At 71.9% G+C, this 19,944-nt stretch carries 22 protein-coding genes and 1 pseudogene; 2 read left to right on the forward strand and 21 right to left on the reverse strand.

Annotated elements, in window-relative coordinates:
• A pseudogene (locus KCH_RS43300) lies at positions 1–361 on the forward strand (hypothetical protein); the annotation flags it as partial.
• Positions 362–941: 580 nt separating this feature from the next.
• On the opposite strand, the gene KCH_RS11965 reads toward KCH_RS43300, so the two are convergent.
• The 18 genes from KCH_RS11965 to KCH_RS12050 form a co-directional block, all read right to left on the reverse strand.
• The gene (locus KCH_RS11965) at positions 942–1,304 is read right to left on the reverse strand and encodes a hypothetical protein (RefSeq protein WP_051652989.1); all 363 of its coding nucleotides are present in this window, start codon (positions 1,302–1,304) and stop codon (positions 942–944) included.
• Between the two features lie 218 nt (positions 1,305–1,522).
• On the reverse strand, positions 1,523–2,110 hold the full coding sequence (locus KCH_RS11970; RefSeq protein ID WP_035862459.1) for a hypothetical protein: 588 nt from the start codon (positions 2,108–2,110) through the stop codon (positions 1,523–1,525).
• A 189-nt stretch (positions 2,111–2,299) separates the two neighbouring features.
• Positions 2,300–2,548 (reverse strand): hypothetical protein, encoded by a 249-nt coding sequence (locus KCH_RS11975; RefSeq protein WP_051652990.1) that lies wholly within the window; start codon positions 2,546–2,548, stop codon positions 2,300–2,302.
• A gap of 114 nt (positions 2,549–2,662) precedes the next feature.
• Positions 2,663–2,971, reverse strand: coding sequence for a peptidoglycan-binding domain-containing protein (locus tag KCH_RS39495; protein WP_051652991.1), 309 nt, complete (start codon positions 2,969–2,971; stop codon positions 2,663–2,665).
• A 544-nt stretch (positions 2,972–3,515) separates the two neighbouring features.
• Positions 3,516–3,872 carry a hypothetical protein gene (locus tag KCH_RS44355; RefSeq protein ID WP_035862462.1) on the reverse strand — a complete coding sequence of 119 codons (357 nt, stop codon included), beginning with the start codon at positions 3,870–3,872 and terminating at the stop codon, positions 3,516–3,518.
• Between the two features lie 105 nt (positions 3,873–3,977).
• Positions 3,978–4,313 (reverse strand): hypothetical protein, encoded by a 336-nt coding sequence (locus KCH_RS11990; protein WP_035862464.1) that lies wholly within the window; start codon positions 4,311–4,313, stop codon positions 3,978–3,980.
• Positions 4,314–4,334: 21 nt separating this feature from the next.
• On the reverse strand, positions 4,335–7,109 hold the full coding sequence (locus KCH_RS11995) for a hypothetical protein (RefSeq protein ID WP_157032006.1): 2,775 nt from the start codon (positions 7,107–7,109) through the stop codon (positions 4,335–4,337).
• Between the two features lie 2 nt (positions 7,110–7,111).
• On the reverse strand, positions 7,112–8,206 hold the full coding sequence (locus tag KCH_RS12000) for a hypothetical protein (RefSeq protein WP_035862469.1): 1,095 nt from the start codon (positions 8,204–8,206) through the stop codon (positions 7,112–7,114).
• On the reverse strand, positions 8,206–9,138 hold the full coding sequence (locus tag KCH_RS12005) for a hypothetical protein (protein WP_035862472.1): 933 nt from the start codon (positions 9,136–9,138) through the stop codon (positions 8,206–8,208). Before KCH_RS12005 ends, KCH_RS12000 begins: the two co-directional genes overlap by 1 nt.
• A 101-nt stretch (positions 9,139–9,239) precedes the next feature.
• On the reverse strand, positions 9,240–10,145 hold the full coding sequence (locus KCH_RS12010; protein ID WP_035862474.1) for a phage tail family protein: 906 nt from the start codon (positions 10,143–10,145) through the stop codon (positions 9,240–9,242).
• Entirely contained in the window at positions 10,145–14,299 is a 4,155-nt protein-coding gene (locus KCH_RS37175; RefSeq protein ID WP_051652992.1) for a phage tail tape measure protein, read from the reverse strand. The genes KCH_RS12010 and KCH_RS37175 overlap by 1 nt, the downstream gene beginning before the upstream one ends.
• A 4-nt stretch (positions 14,300–14,303) precedes the next feature.
• Positions 14,304–14,606 carry a hypothetical protein gene (locus KCH_RS12020; RefSeq protein WP_051652993.1) on the reverse strand — a complete coding sequence of 101 codons (303 nt, stop codon included), beginning with the start codon at positions 14,604–14,606 and terminating at the stop codon, positions 14,304–14,306.
• Between the two features lie 26 nt (positions 14,607–14,632).
• Positions 14,633–15,238 (reverse strand): hypothetical protein, encoded by a 606-nt coding sequence (locus tag KCH_RS12025; RefSeq protein WP_035862476.1) that lies wholly within the window; start codon positions 15,236–15,238, stop codon positions 14,633–14,635.
• An 11-nt stretch (positions 15,239–15,249) separates the two neighbouring features.
• The gene (locus KCH_RS12030; protein ID WP_051652994.1) at positions 15,250–15,741 is read right to left on the reverse strand and encodes a phage tail tube protein; all 492 of its coding nucleotides are present in this window, start codon (positions 15,739–15,741) and stop codon (positions 15,250–15,252) included.
• 177 nt (positions 15,742–15,918) lie between these two features.
• A complete protein-coding gene (locus KCH_RS12035) occupies positions 15,919–16,356 on the reverse strand; it encodes a hypothetical protein (RefSeq protein ID WP_035862479.1) in 438 nt (145 codons plus the stop codon).
• Positions 16,357–16,629, reverse strand: coding sequence for a hypothetical protein (locus tag KCH_RS12040; RefSeq protein WP_035862481.1), 273 nt, complete (start codon positions 16,627–16,629; stop codon positions 16,357–16,359). It lies immediately after the preceding gene.
• Positions 16,626–17,003 (reverse strand): HK97 gp10 family phage protein, encoded by a 378-nt coding sequence (locus KCH_RS12045; protein ID WP_157032007.1) that lies wholly within the window; start codon positions 17,001–17,003, stop codon positions 16,626–16,628. Before KCH_RS12045 ends, KCH_RS12040 begins: the two co-directional genes overlap by 4 nt.
• A gap of 26 nt (positions 17,004–17,029) precedes the next feature.
• A complete protein-coding gene (locus KCH_RS12050; RefSeq protein WP_035862496.1) occupies positions 17,030–17,440 on the reverse strand; it encodes a hypothetical protein in 411 nt (136 codons plus the stop codon).
• Between the two features lie 194 nt (positions 17,441–17,634).
• Here KCH_RS12050 and KCH_RS41245 point away from each other — a divergent pair, with 194 nt between their 5' ends.
• Positions 17,635–17,943 carry a hypothetical protein gene (locus KCH_RS41245; RefSeq protein WP_157032008.1) on the forward strand — a complete coding sequence of 103 codons (309 nt, stop codon included), beginning with the start codon at positions 17,635–17,637 and terminating at the stop codon, positions 17,941–17,943.
• Between the two features lie 492 nt (positions 17,944–18,435).
• Here KCH_RS41245 and KCH_RS12055 read toward each other — a convergent pair whose 3' ends face one another.
• Genes KCH_RS12055 through KCH_RS12065 form a run of 3 tightly spaced genes read right to left on the reverse strand, consistent with a single transcriptional unit; the run spans position 18,436 to position 19,874 of the window.
• Positions 18,436–18,867, reverse strand: a complete 432-nt coding sequence (locus KCH_RS12055) for a DUF6093 family protein (RefSeq protein WP_035862498.1) — start codon at positions 18,865–18,867, stop codon at positions 18,436–18,438.
• Complete coding sequence (locus KCH_RS12060; RefSeq protein WP_035862499.1) at positions 18,864–19,307, reverse strand: DUF6093 family protein; 444 nt, start codon at positions 19,305–19,307, stop codon at positions 18,864–18,866. The genes KCH_RS12055 and KCH_RS12060 overlap by 4 nt, the downstream gene beginning before the upstream one ends.
• 57 nt (positions 19,308–19,364) lie before the next feature.
• On the reverse strand, positions 19,365–19,874 hold the full coding sequence (locus KCH_RS12065) for a hypothetical protein (protein WP_035862501.1): 510 nt from the start codon (positions 19,872–19,874) through the stop codon (positions 19,365–19,367).
• Positions 19,875–19,944: the final 70 nt, after the last annotated feature.

Here is a 19,944-nt window from a genome sequence, read left to right on the forward strand (position 1 = left end):
GCGCGCGCGCGCGCGCGCGCGCGCGCGCGCGCGCGCGCGCGCGCGCGCGCGCGCGCGCGCGCGCGCGCGCGCGCGCGCGCGCGCGCGCGCGCGCGCGCGCGCGCGCGCGCGCGCGCGCGCGCGCGCGCGCGCGCGCGCGCGCGCGCGCGCGCGCGCGCGCGCGCGCGCGCGCGCGCGCGCGCGCGCGCGCGCGCGCGCGCGCGCGCGCGCGCGCGCGCGCGCGCGCGCGCGCGCGCGCGCGCGCGCGCGCGCGCGCGCGCGCGCGCGCGCGCGCGCGCGCGCGCGCGCGCGCGCCGCGCGCGCCGGCCCGGCCCCGGGCCGGCCCCGGGGGGGCCCCCCCCCCCCCCCCCCCCCCGGGTAGGGGGTCCCCCCCCCCCCCCCCCCCCCCCCCCCCCCCGTGGGGGGGGGGGTCCCCCGGGGGGGGGGTGGGGGGGGGGGCCCCCCCCCCCCCCCCCCCCCGTTGGGGGGGGGGGGGGGGGGGCCCCCCCCCCCCACGGGGGGGGGGGTCCCCCCCCCGGTCCCCCCCCCGACGGGGGGGGGACCTGGGGGGGGGGGGGGCCCCCCCCCCCCCCCCTCCGGGGGGGGGGGGTAACCGGGGGGACCCCCCCGGTTTTCCCCCCCCCCCCCGGGGGGGGGGCCCCCGGGGGGCCCCCCCCCCCCCCCGGTCCCCCCCCCCCGTCCCCGGGGGGGGCCCCCCCCCCCGTTTCCCCCGGGGGACCCCCCGGGGACGGGGGGGGGGGACCTGGGGGGAACCCCCCGGGGGGGGGGCCCCCCCCCCACCGGGGGGGGGGGGGGGGGGACCCCCCCCGGGGGATCCCCCCCCCCCCCGGGGGGGGTGGGGGGGGGGCCCCCCCGGGGGGCCCGGGGGGGGGGACCCTTTTGGGGATCCTTCCGGGGTGGGCCACCGGGGGTACTTCTCCCAAAGAGGTCATGGTGGTGCGTCAGTCCGAGCGCAGGGCCCGCACTTCGATGCGCGGGGCCCACTCGGGGTGGCGTTCGATGAGCAGCCGGGCGTAGCGGCTGCGGAAGTCGTTGTTCAGCCGGAAGTCGTCTCCGCCGAGGGTGGCGCGGCCGTAGCTGTAGCGGACCAGTTCGAAGAGCATGCCGATGCTGATCTTCGAGAAGCGCGCTTCGATGCAGTCGGCGGCCAGCCGCTCCAGGTCGGCGAGCACCCACGGGTTGAGCTCGTGGAACTGCTCGAACCTCTCCTGGATCGTGGGCGGCCTCGGCGCTCTCGGGTCCGGGAGGACCAGCAGGCGGACGGCTTCCAGACCAGGCAGGTGGTCCTGGGTGGCGGTGGGCACGGCTCCCTCTCCCCTCGACGTGATGGGGATACTACGAAGATTCCCCATACAAGTCGAGCCCAAAGAGAGACCCTCCGGCGAGGCGGGCCGCCGGTGAGGCGGCCGACTCAGGGCCAGAGGGTGGCGGGCGGATGGGCATTGAGCACTCCACAGATCACGGGCCGAGCGCCTCCCGCTCAACCTCATGTATGTATTTTATACTCACAAGCCCGGGTGGGTCAACTCTTCTTCGGCCCCTTCGACAGGACCCTGGACCCGGGCCCGTCGTACGTGCCGGCCCGCAGCGCCTCCACGACCTTCTCGTCCGCGGCCACCGGGTTTGTCCGCGCGACGGCCCGCATCTGCTCGATGCCGACGAGGGCATTGTCGAGCAACCACAGCGGCGACCCGCCGCCCATCCGCCAGTCCGGCGCCGTGAACGTCCCCGCCTCGATGGCATGGTCCAGGCTCGGCAGCCAACTGGTCGCCTCCTGGCCGACCATGGCGACGATCTCCTGCTTGCCGACGATCGCCGGCAGGTCGCTGCGGTGGACGGTCAGCGCCGACACCACAGTCCGGCCGGGACTCTGCTGCTCGATCAGCTCCTCAACGACGGACATGTCCGGCTCCTTCGGCCGAGGGAACTGTTCGCCGAGCTGCACCGCGAACTGGAGGGTCCAGTACGGCTTCCCACTGAGGACCTTCGCGTCGTCGTACGTGAGAGACCCGCGCTGGATCCACTGCGAGACGTTGCGCGGCGCTCCGCCGTAGATCGCGGCGAGCTCGTGCCCGCCGACGATCACGGGCTTCTTGCTGCTGCCGCTCATGTTCACTCCTGCCGTCGCCCACAAATGAGTATTAAGTGTAGACGCGGCAGCGACTTCGGGACCCGCCGCGGGGCGGTGGTACGGTGATAATCCAAGAGGTCGGGCCCCCATTCCACGCGGAACGGGGGCCCAACTTGTTCATCTGGACTTCACGGTCTCGATGTCAACGGCACCGGGAGGGGCGGAAGTTCAGCCGCGCACCGCGGGCTTCTCCGGGTAGGCGGGCGGCTTCGCGTAACCAAGCAGCCAGCCCCACCGGGGGGAGACGAAGTGCTCCGCCGCACGGAACAGCGCGTAGTACCCGAAGCCGACTGTCGGCGCGAGCACGCCGTCCAGGGCGCCGGGGTCGATGTTCAGGCCGAAGCGTGCGGCGACGGCGACGAGCCAGCCGACCAGGGCGGGCACGCCAGTGCGCAGCAGCGACACGTACAGGTTCACGGAACTCCTCACGGAGGTAGGGGTGTTGATCGTCGGAAGCGGGCCGCCCAGGGCTGTGGCTCACCTGCGGGCGGCCCGCAGTGCTTCGGGCCTCGGGAACGGGTGCCCGCCTGCTCAGGTGATGGGGGCGGTCCAGGCCGCGGCCCACGTCGCCGGGCCGACGACGCCGTCCACCTGCAACTTCTTCTCGCTCTGGAAAGCGCGAGCCACCTTCTCGGACTGCGGCCCGAACTGGCCGTCGACGCTGATCGCCCAGCCGCGCTGGGCCATCCGCTGCTGCCAGGTCCGCACGTCCGATCCCTCGGTGTAGTTGCGCAGGTACCGGCCGGGCCAGGCCGGGGCCCCGCTCGTGGCCGGGGCGGCGTCGCCGGCGCCGGGGCGGGCAAGCTGCCGCCGGGGCGCGGCGCGCCGGACTGCACCCACCGGTACAGCGGCTCACCGGGGCACGACGTGGCGTACCCGTCCCGGTGGCCCTTGATCTCGCTGCCCGCGCCGCCGGCGGAGCGCAGCCACTCGATGGCGTCGCGCAGGCCGTTCAGCTGGGCGGTGGTCGGCTCGGTCAGGCCCTCGTCGCCGACCATCGCGCACACCGAGTAGTGCGCGCTGTTGAGGTTCGGCCCGTTGGCCGCCTGCAAGTGGCCCGGCCCGCGGCCTTCGAACACCGCGCCGTGCGGACACACGACCGCGCTGTACGCGAGGTCGATGTACTTCTCCTTCTCGTTGGCCTGGTGCGACGCCTGGAGGTCGCGCATCCGGGCGGCGCACCGGCTGTGCTGGTCGGGGGCCGCGAGGCTGGAAGGCACGGCCGTGCCCTCGTAGTGGATCTTGACTCCCCGGGTGCCGGAGATCGGGGTGAACGGGGACTTCGGGGGGCGGGCGCCCCACTGGTCCCGGGTGATGAGCTGCAAGAGGCGTGCGCACTTCTCCCCCGCGCCTGCCTGTGGTGACGGTTCGCCAGCTACCGGACCTACGGGTTGCCGCCATTCGAGAGCAGCCACAGCTGCAACGCGGCGACGACCAGCGGCGCCAGGAACGCTCCGATCAGCCACCGCCTGGCGGTGATCGTGGCGGCCTCCGCCGCTTCGCGGGCCCGCACCTCGGAGGTGAGATCCCGTTCGAGGACGGCGAGTCGCTGCTCGACCAGCCGCTGGTCCGCGGCGTAGACGTCCTTGGTGACCGCCTGCTCGATCCGGCCGGCCAGGACCTGGAGATCGGCCCGGAGGGACTCCCGAAGACCAGCGATCCCGTCCCGCTGGTCCTCGCGGAGTTGCTGGAGGGCGCGCTGCAGTTCCCACAGGGTGGGTTCAGGCGACGGAACGCTCACGACAGCTCCGAACAGGCGTTCCCCGCGCCGGGTCCATCGTAACGGGCTGTCACCTCAGGCACCGAACTGCCGATCCGCCGGGCAGGGCACCGGTCCTGTCGGCATTCAGCCGCTCCAGCCGCACAGCGGATTCCAGAGGCGACGGACAGCGTCCATGATCAGGTCGTCTCCGATGGCGGCCTGCACGTCCGGGCCGGTGGCGGTGCTGGCCGCAGCCCGGACCGCGGGGTCGCCGGCGGCCGCCGGTCCGTATCCGGGGTCGCCGCCGATCTGGGGGCCGAGGGAGCGGACGGCGAGTTGGATCCGCATGGGGTGACCGGGGGTTGTCGGGTCTTCGCCGAGGACATCGCGGGCGACACGGCGGACGGCGGCCTGCACGCGGGCGGCGAAGGCGGCGTCTTCACCGAGCTGGTGCTCAGCGAGAAGCGGAAAGTCGGTCACGGAACTGCCTTTCTGGGTGGCCTACTTGGTGTAGGTGAGGCGCAGTTGCGGGGGGTTGGCCATGCCAACTCCGTTGAACCGGCCGTACGCCTTCAAATCGTTGGTGTTGGGGTCGAGGGCGATGCCGCGGCAGTTCCTGTTGAAGATGGTGCTGATGTCGACCCAGCGGCCCTGGTTGGGCGGCCAGTCCCATTGCCACAGGGTTTCGCCGTCGGCGGAGAACGACCCGGGGCGGCTGGTCCAGCCGTGGACGCGGAGCGCCGCGTTGCCGCCGGTGTTGTAGTACCAGTGCGTCGGGTACAGGTAGACCTCAGCCTTGCTGAGTGTCGCACCGTTGAGGTCGTTGCCGATCGCGTTGCTGTCGAAGCCCACGAGGGCGGCTTCGATACCCCAGCCGGCGTCCGGGTAGTTCCCTTGCAGCATCTCGTTGCCGTAGTAGCTGTTGTAGGCGCTGCGGGTCTTGTAGGTGCCGGACCAGGTGGCCTGGTAGGTGGTGGTGTAGGTGATGAGCGGTGGCGGGGCGCTCGCGCCGCCGGTGTTCCACACCCCCGTCGCGGGCTTCTCGGCACCGATGTCCTCCACGACGGCGATGGTGGGCTGGCCGGCGTCGTGGTGCAGGACGGCTCCGGCGGGCGCGCCGACCTGCGCCATGGTGAACAGCAGCCGGTTCAGACCCGCGACGAGCCCCCGTCCGACGGCGGCGGAGGCCCGCACAGGCACCTGGAAGCCGTGCCACGCGGGGCTGGCAGCAGGGCTGGAGTGGGAGCGCAGTAGTGGGGAGGACACCAACGGCGCGCTCGGTCCGCCGTTGCGGATCGCGGTGGTGACGCTTCCACCGGTCGCAGACGACACCACCATCGCGTCCCAGGTGATGCGGTAGTGCCGGCCGGTCTCGGCGACGAACGGCAGCTCGTACACGCCGATCTCAACGCCGCTGCTGGTGGAGACATCCCTCGCTCCGGATGCCCAGGCGACGACGCCGCGGGGGCGCCGGTCGAGTATGCGGTCCAGGCCCTCGCCGGCCACGCTCAGCCCGGCGACGGCGAGCTGCTGGAAACCCGCGTCACCGCGCTCGCTGATTGAGGCGACCCGGGTAGTGCCGTCGCTGATGGACAGATAGGTCGGCTGCCCGGTGACGAGGCTGATGGCTTCCTGCCCGTCACCGTCGAACAGCCGCAATCCCTCCGGGCTGAGTTCGGCGCGCTGTGCCGTGCCCGGTGTGGACAGGATGGGCCGCAGCTCGGCGTTGTCGTAGGACACGGCGCCGGCGAGGGCCTGGTACGCCTGGACCCACACGGTGGCCCGGACGGCCTGGGCAGGGGCGGTGCACTTGCGGGTGTAGCGGGTCCACGGCGAGGACGGTCCGACGGTGGCGGTCGGGCCCTCGTAGCCGAGGACGGTGCCCTTCGCGTCCTCCCATCGGCAGTACATCTTGGCCTGCTGTCCGGCGGGCCAGGCGGCGTCGGTCTTCATGTCGACGGCCATCCACAGCCGCTCGCCGGGCACCACGGGGACGGTGGTGAGCTGCTTCGAGAAGGATGTCGGCGTGGTGGTCCCGGGCGGCACGGTCAGGGTCAGTGCCCAACCGGACTGGTTGCCGGGCCAAGTGCGGTCCCAGCCGCCGCCGACCAGCGCGGCTGCCTGCTGGCCTTCGAAGCTCGGGTCGGGGATCAGGTTGTTGCCGGTGCCGGTGCTCAGCTGTGTCGGGCCGACCGCGCCGACCGCGAGCTTGCTGGCACCCACCGCACCGTCGGCGATCGTCGTCGCTCCGGCGACCGGCCTCACCTCGGCGCTGTCCCACCACGCCCGGCCCGCAGTGACGTCGTTGGCGGCGACGCGGGCGACGGCCGTCACCGTCCCGGCGGGCGCGGTGACGGTGGCGGTCAGACGCTTCCACGCGCCCACGGCCGGGGTGCTGGTACCCGCGTAGCCGTAGCCGACCGCCGTCCCGTCGGAGCCCAGCCACTCCAGGTACAGCTGCACGAACTTGCCCGCGAAGTCGGGCGACACCTGGTGGTCGACGCCGAGGTAGAAGCGGTCGCCGGGCTGCGCGGGAAAGCGGGTGAGTTCCAGGCCGCGGTTCCCGGGCGCACCGTTGACCGTGCAGTCGGCGGACAGCGACGTGCCCCCGGCGGGGCTGGAGCTGACAGCGTCCAGGGTGAACGTGCTCGGGAGCCGGTCGCGGTAGAAGCCGGCCTCGAACCCGGGGTCGGGGAGCAGGTTCGCGCCGGTGCCGACGGCGAGCCGGTCAGCGGTGACCGCGCCCGCCTGAAGGTCGCCGGTGCCAGCCGGGCGGGGAGTGCCGGCGACCGGAGCGGTGGCGGGCCCGGCAACGCCGGCAAGGGTGCGGGCCCGCAGCCGCACCCAGTGCTGCCGGTAGGGAAGCCGGAGCGCGACGGTGCCGCCCTGCGGCGTCTCGATTGTCGTGGCGAGCGTGTCCGGACCCGGCTCGAAATCAGGCCCGGTGCCGCTGGCGTGGACTTCGAGGCGCGACCAGTCGAGCGGGCACACTGCGCTGTCTGCCCAGCCACCGTCCCAGGTGACCGCGAGCGCGCCGAGCGCGGCCACGACCGTAGGCGGCGACGGGCACGGCGGGACGGGCCCGTTGGTGACGGTGACCGCAGTGGTGCCGTCCGGCTGCTGCCCGACGATCGCGCGCAGCCGCCCGTCCGCGGTGACGGTCAGCGCGCCGTCGTCCACGGAGGAGTAGGCGAGCTGCGAGGCACGGGACAACTCCGGCAAGGCTCGTTCCAACGCGGCGATGCGACGGGCGAGTTCGTCAAGAGCGTTCGGCACGGTCAAGCTCCGGTCGTGTAGGCGCGGGCGAGGCGAAGGGTTGCGGTCTCAGGCTGCTCGCCTTCCGGCGGGTGCAGGGTCCAGCCAGTGATGCGGGCCCAGCCCTCGTAGTCCGCCCACTGGTCATGGATGGACAGCCACACGTCGTCCCCGACCTGCCACGAGCCGATCGGCGCGGCCGGGTGGTCGTAGACAGTGATCTCCTCCACCAGGGCAGGCTGCTGACGGCGGGCCCGCTCCGTGCGGGCGAGGGCGGAGAGCGTCGGGAAGTGACCCACGGACGGCCGGTCGAGAACGTGCTCCAGACGCAGCCGACCGTTGCGCACCGCGTCCACAGCACGGATCTTCGTCATCCCGCTGCCGGCGCCGAGGGCGATGACGACCTGCGCGTACTCGTCGGCGCTGCTGACGATCTTCGGCTTCTCGGCGACGTTGATCCCGGTGGCGATCCACAAGTCCTCGCGGCGGGTGCCGAGTCGGGGCCACGTCACGGCGATGGTGCGGGTCGGCTGCTCCCCTTCCCAGGCGACGGTCTCCGTCCACTCCGGGCCGTTGTCGATCGTCGTGGCGTCGCGGATCACGCTCGACAGCTGGGTGCCCTCCCACGACTTGATGGTGTAGGGCTGCTCGGCGGTGCCCAGGCGGGCGGGGCAACCGCCGGACAGCACCTTGACGCGCACGCCGAGGTCGCCGTCCGGTTGTTCCTGGAGGTACGCCCACGTGTCGGCGATGACCCGGCACGGGTCGGTCCCCGTGTACGGGCCGCGCCCGCCGAGGTTGTCGTGCAGGGCGTACCGCCGGGTCGGGTACGAGCCGAACCCGCTCGCTTCGATGGGGAGTTCGTCGTCCTGGGGCTCGGCGGACCAGATCAGGCCGCCCCACATCAGCTTCCGGTTGCGTTCGGCCCACAGCAGCACCGATCCGGCGTCTGCCTGGGCGGGCGCGAGGTGTGCGAACCGCGGGGCGAGGGTGCCGCTCATCCGCCCCGGGCCGTTGAGCTCCGGGCCGAACGAGACGCCGGCCAGCGGCAGGTCGTGAGCCAGGATCTCGCCGGTGAGCGCGTGCGTGGTGAAGTACCGGTATACCGCCGCCCCCATCAGTAGGCGCTTTCCATGAACTCGACATCGAAGGTGATCGCCGTGCTCCGGTCCACATCGGCGTTGCCGTTGGCGTTGTTGTACCGCCCCGCCTGCAAGCGCAATTCCTGCCTCTTGCCTCGGAAACTCGGGTCCAGGTAGGGGCTGTCGGCCACCATCACCGTAGTCCTCGACGCGAACGTGCTGGTGTCCATGTCGACTTGGTACTCGTTGCTGAGCCAGCCGTCGCTCCACTTGAGTCGCACACCGAAAAACGTTTCGCCGTAGACCCGAACGCCAGTGAACGTGGCGACAACGTTGGCCCTGGTCGCCCAAGTCGGCACGTCGGTGTAGACCCGGGCGTCCGGCGGCCAGTTCGTCTGCCACACACCGGAGGCTGGCGGCAACACCGAGGACGGAAACCCGATGATCTGCTGCAAGGACCGCTCGCGGCGCGGGTTGGCGACCTTCCGTAGGTCGGTGATCATCGCGGCCGTGACGGTGGCGCAGTTCGGCGGCAGGGTGATTCGGGCGAGCGGGATGGCGGTCATGCCGGAGGGCGGCGCGGTCGCGGTAGCCGAGACGCCGGGGATGACATGGAAGTACCCGATGTCGTCGCGGGCCGGGTCCCGGTTTCCCTCGAACTCCGGGTCCTCGACCCTCAGACACACGAGGTCGGTCCGGCCGACGCCGCCGGTCGGGGCGATCGCCACGACCTGGTCGCCCGAGTTGTATTGCGTGTAGGAGCCCTGTCCCCAGGTCGCGCCGGCGATGACGGCCGAGCCGTTGCCGACGCGGACTCCCGGGCCGGGGGTGGTCGTCGGGGAGACCCGGAGGTCGCCGCCTTCGGTGATGCCCTGGGATCCGTGGGATAGATCCCGGATCATCATGCGCATGCTGCGGGCAGGGTGAGTACCGCCGGTGACCATCAGCGGCGGCTGGATGAGCGTCATGGTGCGCGTTCCTCGTGTGGGTGCGGGGGGACGGGCTTGCACCAGGTCAGGGCGGACGGGTGGGGTCCGGGCCGCCCCGCTGACCTCGGTGCGGCCCGGGGTCAGAGAGCGGAGTGCGCGTCGCGCCAGGTGAGGGCGAGACGAGAAGTGCCGGTGGCGTCCTGCGCGGACCAGCGGACTTCGGAACGGCCCGGCGGGAGCCGGAACAGGTCCAGACGGGAGGACCTCGCCAGGGCCCCGGCGTAGGTGCCTTGGCCGTTGCGGGCGATGTTGCGCAGGCCGGGCCGGGTCTCGACGTCCAGCGTCTCCCCGGCGCCGAGAGCGGCGGTGAACTCCAGCACCGCGTCCGGCCAACCGTCGATCCAGACCTGCGGGTTGACGACGGGCCCGGTGATCCGCAGCTGCGGCCACGCCGGCCGGTTGCCGGTGTTGGCGGCCCACCCGGGCCGGGCCGCCGTGCCAGAGGTGCCGGTGGTGATCGGGGCGCGCAGCGGCGCGGTGAAGCCGCCGCCGCGCTGGGCGGAGGTGTCCAGAGACAGGGTCAGACCCGACGTGGTGTCCGCGTACCAGGCCGGGTCGAACCCGGCGAAGGTGATCTCGATCGGGATCCAGCCGTGCGCGGCGTCGGCGAGACTGATCGCGCGGGCGCTGATCAGCCTCCCGTACTGGCGGCGGGTCGCCTGCCCGGGGCGCTGGACCCGCAGGACGTCCGTCGCACCGGGGGTGAGGCGCAGCTGTGTGTCGGCGGCTTCCTCAAGCTGAGCGAGCCGGTTGAACGCGGCCGACGGGTTGCCGGGCGTGCGGATGCCTGCGGTGATCCGGATCGCCCGCGGCGCGAGAGTGTCACGGCCCGGGTAGGAGCCGTCCTCCCCTGGGATCGCCCGGTCGCCGATGTGCTTGTCGGGCGTGCCGATGCCGTCGATGTCGCCGATCAGGACGTCGGTGCCGTGGCCGATGAGCACGCCGGCCACGTCGATCTGCCAGTCGGCGAGGGTGGTGTTGGTCATCAGGCCCGCCCTCCGCGCTGGAGGTGGCGAAGGCGGCGCATCACGGCGTCGGCGACCTGCTCGCCGGTGACGGCGGAGCCGGTGACGGTGATCGGCATCGAACCGACCAGCGGCCGGGCGCTGTCGCGGACCACCACGACCCCGGCGGCCGGGCGCGCGGGGACGAGCTTCACGGGTGCTGGGCGAGCGGGCAAGGTGCTGCGGGTGAGGGCACCGACGGCGTACGTGCGCACCGGCTGACCGGGCAGCGGCCCGTAGACGACGTGGCCGCCGAACTGGGCGGCGACCTGTTCGAGGATCGCCCGCGAGCGGGTGCGCTTCGCCGGGGCGAGGGGGATGTACGCCTCCCCCTGGGTCTCGGGCTCCGCCCAGATCCGCCACGCGCCCGCAGGGGCGATCTGGGCGACGTGCTGCTCACGCAGCCCGCCGTCGGCGTAGAACGACAGCACGCTGCCGTCGGCCTGCATCCGGTCCTGCGTCTCGCGGATGTTCTTCTCCCCGAGCTGCTTGAAGTAGACGGGGATGGTGACCGACTTCGGCGCGTCGACGGAGACGCTGATGGTCTTCTGCCCGGGGATCGCCCGCACGGACGCGCCGATGCCGTCCAGGGCGGCCTGCACCTTGCCCATGTCACCGGACAGCAGCGCCGAGGTCAGGGCCTGCGCGGCCGCCGTACCGCGTTCCTTAGACACCTGGGCAATCAGCGTGAGCATGCCGCTCCACTCGGCGTTCGCCTGGATGCCGGCGTTCTTGAACGCCGCCACGACCTGCGTCAGGTCGGGCGCGCTGATCGGCGGCTGAGCACCCCAAATCGCACGCAGCGAGGTCATTGCCCGGTCGACGTCCCCGGCCAGGAGCGCGTCGGCGAACGCCTGCGCCGCGTCGGCGCCACGCTCGTGGGCGACCTTGGTGACCAGGTCGAGGCCGGTGGCCATCTCCTCCCGGGACGCTTCGGTGCCCTTGCGGACAGCGGCCGTCATGTCGGTGACGGCCATCTGCTGAAGGATCCGCCCGAACGCGGCAACATCGTTGGTCTGCGCGGCAGTTGCCCACGCCCTGGCCGTGTCCTGCCCGTACTTCGCGGCGATCGCCGGGAGCTGCTCCAGCCCGGACTGGAACGTGGCCTGCGAGCGGGCGGCGTCCTCGGCGATGATGGACTGGAGTTCGTCGGCGACCTGGGTGTGGCCGTCCTTGAGCTGCTTGACCAACTCGTCCAGCATCGGCGCGGCCGACACGCCCAGTTCGGCGAAGTGCCCGGTGAGGTCCTGGTAGCCCGCGAGGGCGAGTTCGGACAGGTTGTTCTGGAAGTCGCGCTGCGCCTGGAGTTGGCGGCGCAGCTCGGCGAGGTAGTCGTCCAGCTTGCCCTTCGTCACCTCCACGAGGCCCTGGAGCTGGTCGGCTGCGCCCTTCTTCCCGGCCTTCAAGTTCTCCACCAGGGTGTGGGCGAGCCCGGCGGAGGCATCGCCGAGGCCGCGGAAGTGGTCGGCAAGCGGCCCGTAGCCGCGCCGCGCCAGCTCGTCCAGATCCGCCTGAAACCCGGTGGTGGCCTTCGCCTGGTCGGCGAGCGCCTGGGTGTAGTCGCCGACGCTGGCCTTGGTCAGGTCGATCTTCCGGCCGACTTCGGTAGTGGCCGCCCCGGCGCGCTCCTGCGCCCGCTTCCACGCCTCGGTGGGCTCGACGATGTCGCCGATGGCCTTGCCGAGGGCCTTCATCTCGTCGGTCGGCCTCGGCGTGCCGTTCTTGTCGGTCGGCAGCAGCATCTCCAGGTTCCACGCCGCCGCGTTGCCCTGGATCGCGGTGTGGATCTTGGAGTTGACGATGTTCATCGTCTCCGCGAGTTCGGCCTCCTTCTGGACGGCCTCCTCCCACTGCTTGCGCTTCTCTACGAGGACCTTCCGGGCGTCGTCGTAGGTGCCCATGGCGTTACCGCCCGCCTTGCGGGCCTGAATGTCGGAAGCCAACTTCGCCTCCGAGTCCTGCAAGCGGCGCTCCAACGCTTCGAGCTTGCCGCCGCCGGTGGCGACCGCGTCGATGGCCTCAGCCATGTCCAATCCGGCGCGCTTGATCTTCGCCGCCGCGTCGCCGCTGGTCAGCTGCTCTGCCAGCTTGCGGACGCCGCTGCCCTGCTCGCCCTCGCTGCGCTCGGCCTTGAGGGCCGCAACGAGTTCCTGCGTCGCGTCCTTGGCCTTCTGCTTGCTGGCTGCGTAGGCGGCGTACACGCCGACGCCGATGGTCAGGAGCGCGGTCAGGCCGCCGACGGCCAGCCCGGCGCCGCGCAGCACTGCCGGGAGGACCGCGCCGCCGGCGCGGGCCTCATCCAAAGAGGTGCGGAACGCGGTGATCGCGGGCGCGACCTTGAGGAACGCGGCACGGCCGAGGAGCGCCGCGGCCGACAGGCCGATAAGGATCTCCGCGACGGTCTTGACCGGGCCCGGCAGGTCGTTGATCGTTCCGACGAAGACGTGCAGTGCGTTGCCGATCGCCTGGAGCGCGGGCAGCAGCGCCCGGGACAGGTCCATGCCCAACGCAACGGACTCGTTGCGGAACAGCGACCACTGGCCGGTGACGGTCTGCGTCTGGATCGCGTACGCCCGCTGGGTCGCGCCGGCGCGGACGACCTCGTTGGAGATCGCCGCGTACGTGGAGGCGTAGTTCGCGCCGTCCGCCGCCGCCAGAGCCAGCACCGCGCGCACCGCGCGGATGTCCTTGAACATGTTGGTGATGGCTTCGGCGTTGCCGTGGGTGGCCTGGTTCAGCTTGTTGATGACGACGTACAGGCCGTCCTGCCGGATCGCGGACGCGGTCGACTCGTAGCCCAAGTCCTGTATGGCATCCCGCAGTTCACGGGTCGGCTTCATCATGCGGGTCATCAGCATGTTCAGCGCGGTCGCGGACTCGGCTGCCGGGATGCCGGACAGGGTGATCGCGGCGAGCGCCGAGCTCAGGTCGTCGAACTCCACCCCGGCGGCGGCGGCCATCGGAACCACGTCGCCGAGTTGCTGCGCCAGTTCCTCGAAGCTGATGACGCCGAGGTTGACGGTCTGGAACATCGTGTCCATCACGTCGGACGCCTCGCTGGCGGGCTTCCCGTACGCCTTGAGGACGCCGAGGAGCGCGTACGCGGCGGTCTCGGTGGTCGTCAGGCCGGCGGACGCGCCGGTCGCGGCGACCTTGAGGATGTCCATCGCCTGGGCGCCGTCGAACCCCGTGCTCACGACCTGGTACAGGCCCTCGGCGAGCTGCGACGCGGTCTGCGGGAGGGTCGTGCTGAGTTGGACGATCTGGTCGGTGAACGCCGAGATGTTGGTGTCGTTGATCTGCTGGCTGATCGTCAGCACGTTGGCCATGTGCCGCTCCAGCTCGATCGACGCGCCGGAACCGGCGGCGAGGATCGCGGCGAGCAGCAGGCCGCCCTTGGCGAGGCGTTCGACGCGCGCGGTGCCGGCGGCGGCGCTCGCCGCAGCAAGGTCCGCTTCGGCGCGGCCGACTTCTGCGAGTGAAGCGGCGGTTCGGCGCGCGGCGGTCTCTTCGACGGCGGCGCGCTCGACGCGGGCGACCGTCGCCGCGCCCTCGGCGGCGGCGGTCTGGGCGGTCATCCGCTGCGCGAGTGCGGACGCGCGGGCGGAACGTTCCTGCGCGTCGGCGGCGCGGGCGGCCTGCACGGTCTGGGCTTCGGCAGCGCGGGTCGCAGCCGCCGCGGCAGCAGCGGCGGTGTTCTGCGCCGCGACGGCCCCGGCACCGGCGGCGGCCTGCGCGCGGGCCGCCATCGTCTGCGCGATCTCCTGCGCCCGGGCGGCGCGGGCGGTGGCCTCGACAGCGGCGGTCTGCTCAGCCTGCGCCTTGGCGGCCGCCCGGGCGGCCAGGGCCTGGGCCCGGCCTGACCGCTCGGCCGCCGCGGCGGCGGTGCTCTGCGCGGCAGCCGTCCGGTCGACGGCTTCCCGGACGGTGCTCTGGGCGCGGACCGCTTCGGCGGCGGCCGCGATCTGGGCCCGGCCGAGGCGTTCGGCGGCGGCTTCGACCCGGCCGAGAGCGGCCTGTGTGCCGCTCAACTGCCCGTCGAAGGCGCGCAGCTGCTGGCCGCCGCCGCGCAGCCCACTGGTCAGACCAGCGAGCTGCGCCTGCAGCGAGACATACAGGGTGTAGGCGCCGGCCACCCGGCTACTCCGTTCTGGGCGTCAGCCCGATCCTCACCCCGCGCCCGTCGGCCCCGTCCGGGACCTGTTCCTGCTCTGCGGCGATCAGTTCGCACCCTGGGCAGCGGTGCGTTGCCGCGATGTAGGCGAACCGGTCTCCGCCCGCCTGCTCGTCCCACTCCTGCGGCCTGGTGCCGCAGCCGTCGCAGACCTGCCGGACGAACGCCGTGTAGGCGAGCGCCTTGGCCCGGTCCAGTGCCGTCCACCGGCCGTCGCCAGCCCCCATCAGCTGGCTGTGCGGGATCCCGTACCGGTCCGCGAGTTCCATCTCCGCGCGGAACCCCGCATCGGCGATCAGCCTTTTCCCAGGTCCCCGCGAAGGGTCTGGTTCGGCATCAGGGCCGCGGTGAACAGGGCCTTCGCGTCGATCTCCGACCAGTCGTCCAGCAGCTCCTGCGCGTCCTCGACGCTCATCCCCGGCACCTCGGTCCCGTCCGGGTCGCGTTCGATGTGGCAGGCGGCCACCAGCGCCGCGGGGAACGTCTCGACGTTGTACTCCATGCCCTTGTCGGCCTGCTCCTCGGTCGGGGCGTGCTCCTCAAGCAGCTGCCTCCACACCGGCCGGGGCAGAGCCCGGAACGTGAGGGTCACGGTGGCGTCGGCGAGGCGCTGCTGCGCGGTCGCGGCGACGGACTGGGCGATGACGACCAGCGGGTGCCGCTCCACCCACTCCGCGCGATCCTCCTCGGGCACGCCCTCGTCGTCGGCGGCCTTCTTCGCTGCGGCCCGCGCGGTTGCCAGGCCGATGGTCGCCTCGCCAACCGCGGCCTTCGCCGCGTCGTCGTCGCAGAACGACACGGTCTTCTCGGCGAGGCGCCGGGCGCGCAGCCGCGCCATCTTCGCCTTCCAGTGCGGGTCCCGCTCCACGGCGGCCGCCGGCGGCATCTGGGTGTTCGTCATCGCCCTCCCCCTCAGCCCGCGGCGGCGGCCGGGATCGGCGCGTCCAGGGTCGGCAGGTCGCTGATGCTGAACGACACCTTGAACTTGGCGGGCTCGGTGCCCGTCGAGTAGGACGGGGCGCGGGAGCCGACCCGGACCGGGAAGACGTCCATGCTCTTCGAGGTCGGAACGTCGCCCTTGCGGAGGATCACGATGTAGCCCACCGAGTCCTTCGACAGGAGCTTCTCGATGGCGTCGCTGACCAGGTCCTCGTAAAAGGTGAGGCTGGAGTTCGCGGCCTTGTCCTCGCCCGGGATGGAGGTGGCGAACCGGTTGCCCAGATCAGGGGTCTCGATCGGCGAATTTTCGAGGCTCCAGCCCTCGATGTCGGCGACCTGCTTCGACAGGTCGGTACCGGCGATGAGCTCCGTCCGGGTCGGGATGTTGGTGGCGGCGGCGATCGTCTCCAGGTAGAGGATCTTGGTGACGCCGCGGCGCATGAACCGCTGCTGCGTGGAAGCCACGCTGACTCACATTTCCGGGGACGCCGTCACCCGGGCGGTCGTCTGCCGCCGGAGACCCGTCCCCTACGTCGCACCACCCGCATCGGCGGGATGGCGAAGGGAGTCGGCCCGTACCGGTGGTCGGGCGTCCGTGCGGGGGTCTCCACGGTGAGATGCCGCCAGGCGGCGGCAAGCTGATCAGCTGCCAGGTGTCGTGACGTGCAGCGCAATCCGAGTGATGTAACTGTATACGCCGTTCACGACGGTCGGTCCGTCCTCACGGTCGACCTCCCGGCCGTACACGGTGTGCCCGGCAGCGACGATCGGCGTGGCGAACGCCCCGGACGCCCCAGTGCCCAGCAGTCCGGCCCTGGTCTTGTCCGCCATCCACTCGGCCTGCTCCGCGGTGCTGCCCACCGACGTGACCTGGTAGACGAGCCGGGCGTCACCAGCCTGGTCGCCGAACGGCGGCCCGAAACTGACGCCGCCGAGCGGCATCAAGATGTTGTAGGGAAGCGTGTTCCCGGTCGGCTTGTCGGCGGCCAACGGCACCGCCCCGTAGCCGCAACTGCGACCGGTGCTGGCGACCAGCGCGACCTGAACGGCGAGCGACACGACCCGCCCCTGAACGGCCATCTACTGCTCCTCCTGTTCATCGTGGCCCGGCGGCTCGTCGCCGACACGGCACGCAGTGATCTGCCCGGCCAGGTCAAGACCCGCGTAGTGCAGCAGCCCCGCACGGTCCCACGCCGGCATGTCCGCAGGACTGGCCTCCACGTACAGACCCAGCTCCCCCGTCACCTCGTCGACAACCTCCAGCACGAGCAGCGCCCGGGACAGCAGCCCCGCGCCGTGGGCCCGCAGTACCCCGGCTACGGCCTGGTGGATGTCGTCCGTCAGCTGGCTCACCCGGACACCACCTGCTCGGCGAGCCGCGCCATGGCCGCCGCGAACAGCGGCCCGACGCGGTCCACGGATGGGCCGACGTGCGGGAGGGGCTGCTGGTTGTAGACCCGGCCGAGACTGTCCGCGCCAACGAACCCGTACTCCAGGCGGGCCGCCTGCGGCCGGTTGGTGCCGACGATCGCCTCCGCCCCGCCCGGGACGGTGCGGACTTCGGTGCCCCACGAGCGCCGGTAGTCGCCGCTCTGCACTTCCGGACCGGGCCTACCCGACGCCGCCGCCCGGATCGCGGTCTCCAGGATCATCGCGTGGTGCCGCACAACCGCGGTCGCCGCGGCCGGCACCGCAACGGCACGGGCTTCCAACTGGGCAGCGACCACGGCGGCGTTGCTGCTGACCCGGGCCATCAGCCGGCCACCGGCTCGGGCTCGCCGGGCTGGCGCTTGCCCAACGCCCACTCGGCGAGCTGGGTCAACAGCGCCCGTGTGAACTCGTTGGGTCCGCCGTCGAGGAGGTCGTGCCGGTTGAGGACGGCTCGTTCGGTCTCCGCCGGGTCGAGGGCGGCGAGGAACTGGGCGGCGGCCGGACCCGGGTCGGGGGCTTCGCCGACTACGACCCGGGCGGTGCCTTCCCAGTCGGGGTTGGCGTTCGGGCGGAGCACGAGGAGAAGTTCCGGGGCCTGCCCGGCGGTGTGCACCAGTTGGTAGGAGGCGACCTGGTCGGCGACGTCGCGGCCGTCGAGCTCCAGGCGGGCGGTTGGCCCGGTGGCCTGGATGCGGACGTGCCGCTGCTCGGGGGAAGTGGCAGTGGGGGTCATGATCACGACCCTAGGAGCCGTGACGGACAACGCTGATTGTCAGCAGCGCCCGGTACCGTCTCGCGCTGCTCAGCTGCCAGGGCTACGCCGGCGGCTGCTTCGAGAGGGTGGCTGGACGAGAGCTCCGCGCTCGCATCAGGGCTCAGGTCGGCGGCAGCAGCATGAGGTGGCATGGCCCCGTCGAATAAGCACGTGTGCCGGATGTGCGTAATTTATCGACGCCGGATACATTCCAACAACCAGCCTTCCTGTCAGCCGCTCCTGAAACCTTGCCAAAGGCGTCGGATGTCACGCTGCAAGGATTTCTCTCTGATATCGTCTATCGCGCAGCTTGCTTCTTGGTGAAGCTGCTACCTCTTCATGGAGAGGAGGTGACGGAACTGAACACTGGCGGCGATTCGAACGATGGTTCGCCGGTGTGGACGTGGCTCAGGCGAGCGGCGGAGATGACGACAGTCATCATCGGCGCTTACCAGCTTGTTGAGTACGTGCTCAGCAAGTAGCGCCACGCCGGAGGGGCCCAGACGGTCGCCACCGCCCGAGCCCCTCCTCCACCCGTCTGGCATCCTGCCGCTGGCACTGACGAGCGGCGGCAGGATGCCCCTTTTTTTGCCTTGGGTGGGTGCCGGCCCCTGGGACCGACAGAAAGAACCATACCACCTTTACGGTGCGCCTAACGGCAAATGACGGGCATTACCCGACGTTAGCGCGCCGCTCTTTAGCCCTAATCCAGGCGGCTCTTTCGGCCTAACGGTGCGCTTCCCCCCTAGGGTCGGCAACCCAGGCTCTAGGGCGCCGGATTATTGGCGAAATAGTTTCCGCAGGGCTCTGACCTGCGGAAACCATTTCGGGAAATCATTTCCAGGCCGACGCTCGCCCCCGGATAGGCCCGCCAGCGACCGCTTCACGGCATTGTCAGGTGCATGAAAATACGCAGGCATCGCCCCCAATTCCCCCGCGCAACACCATGATCACCACGGGTAACCTCCCCGGGGCTACGCGACGATTACCTCATCGAGTCGAGTGATTCGGGCGACCTCCACGGTGCTGGCCTCGGCGGGGTCGAGGGCCTGCCAGGTCCGGCCGACTGTGCCGGCCGTCGGGGAGGCTGCGGACGTGACCGTGACCAGGTCTCCGCGCTCGGGAAGCGGCGCCGCAAGCGGGGTGACCAGGCCGTACCAGGACGCCGTGTCGTCGAGCCACCGGCCACCAACGAGGTGTTCAACCGCGGCAAGGCCGTGCGCGGACAGCACCGCGCCGCTGCCGGACCACACCAGGACGGTCGGCACGGGCCCCACCAACCCGGTGTCGGGGTCCAGCGGCGCGGTGCCGGTCGGCCGGCGGATCTCGACCTGGTCGACCATGACGGTGGTTTCCAGAAGGTGGCGGACCGCGTCGAGGTCCACCGGCCCGGTCGGGGTGCTCACTGTGTCCCCCCGACGGTGGCGATTCGCATCCAGGTGCTGCGAACGACGGTCATGCCGCCGGACTGGCCGGGGTCGAGGACGTGGAAGGTCCGGCCGATGGCGCCCGGGTCGGGGCTGGCGATGACGGTGACGTCGTTGCCATCGACCGCGACCGGCGCGCCGAGTGGTGTGAACAGCAGGTAGCGGCCGTCGCCGTCGTCCTTATAGGGCTGGCCTTCCAGGCGCAGCACGATGCCGGGGCCTCCGGCCGCGCGATGCTGGCCGGGGCCTTCGTAGACGACGACGGCCGGCCCGGGGATGTACTGGCCGGTGTCCGGGTCGAAGATCTGCGGGCCGGGTGCGGCGATCCGCACGGTCTCGGTGAGGAGCATCCGCTCGACGGTCGCGATGATCCCGGTCTCCGGCGTGCCGGTGCTGGCGGTGGGGGGTGGGGTAGCCATGATCCGAGCGTAGAAACCGCGAGCGACATCCGGACGCTGCCTCAGGGCACCGTCCCGCTACTGCGGGCTGGCTCCCGGCATGTGCTTGTCCACCGTGAGGACCACTTCGTCGTCCATCCCGACCATCGTGCCGACGTCGGGCGTGATCTTCACGATGATGTAGTCCCGGCTCACCGACAGGTCGTCGTCAAGGATGTCGTGCCCGTCCGGTGCCACCGCCTTCGTGACATTGAAGCAGTCCAGTTCGCTCATCACCGAGAACATGGCCTTGTTGCCGATCGCCCGGGCCGGGATCGGCTGCGGCCACACCCGCTTCGGGCAGGGGATCATCCGTTCATCAACGGACGGGCTGCTGAGTGTCGCCGGGACCCCGGCGGCGGTCGTGGAGGCTGACCCGCACGCGCAGAGGCTGACGAGGAGGGCGGCGCCCAAGAGTGTCGAGGTGGTGATGGAGCGGCGGTGCACAAGTCCCCCCTGGACTGCGGTCAGTTTCCGCAGGTGAGAGTAGCTGAGCGCATAGCACCGAGCGGCCCAGGCCCCCGCCTCTCCCCACACCACCCGGTCCACGAGAACGCCACCTCGCGAACCACTGCGCTTTCCATCTGCCTCACGCGCCAACGCTGGTACCGTCCTCCTG

The organism is Kitasatospora cheerisanensis KCTC 2395 (genome assembly GCF_000696185.1).
GTDB lineage: Bacteria > Actinomycetota > Actinomycetes > Streptomycetales > Streptomycetaceae > Kitasatospora > Kitasatospora cheerisanensis.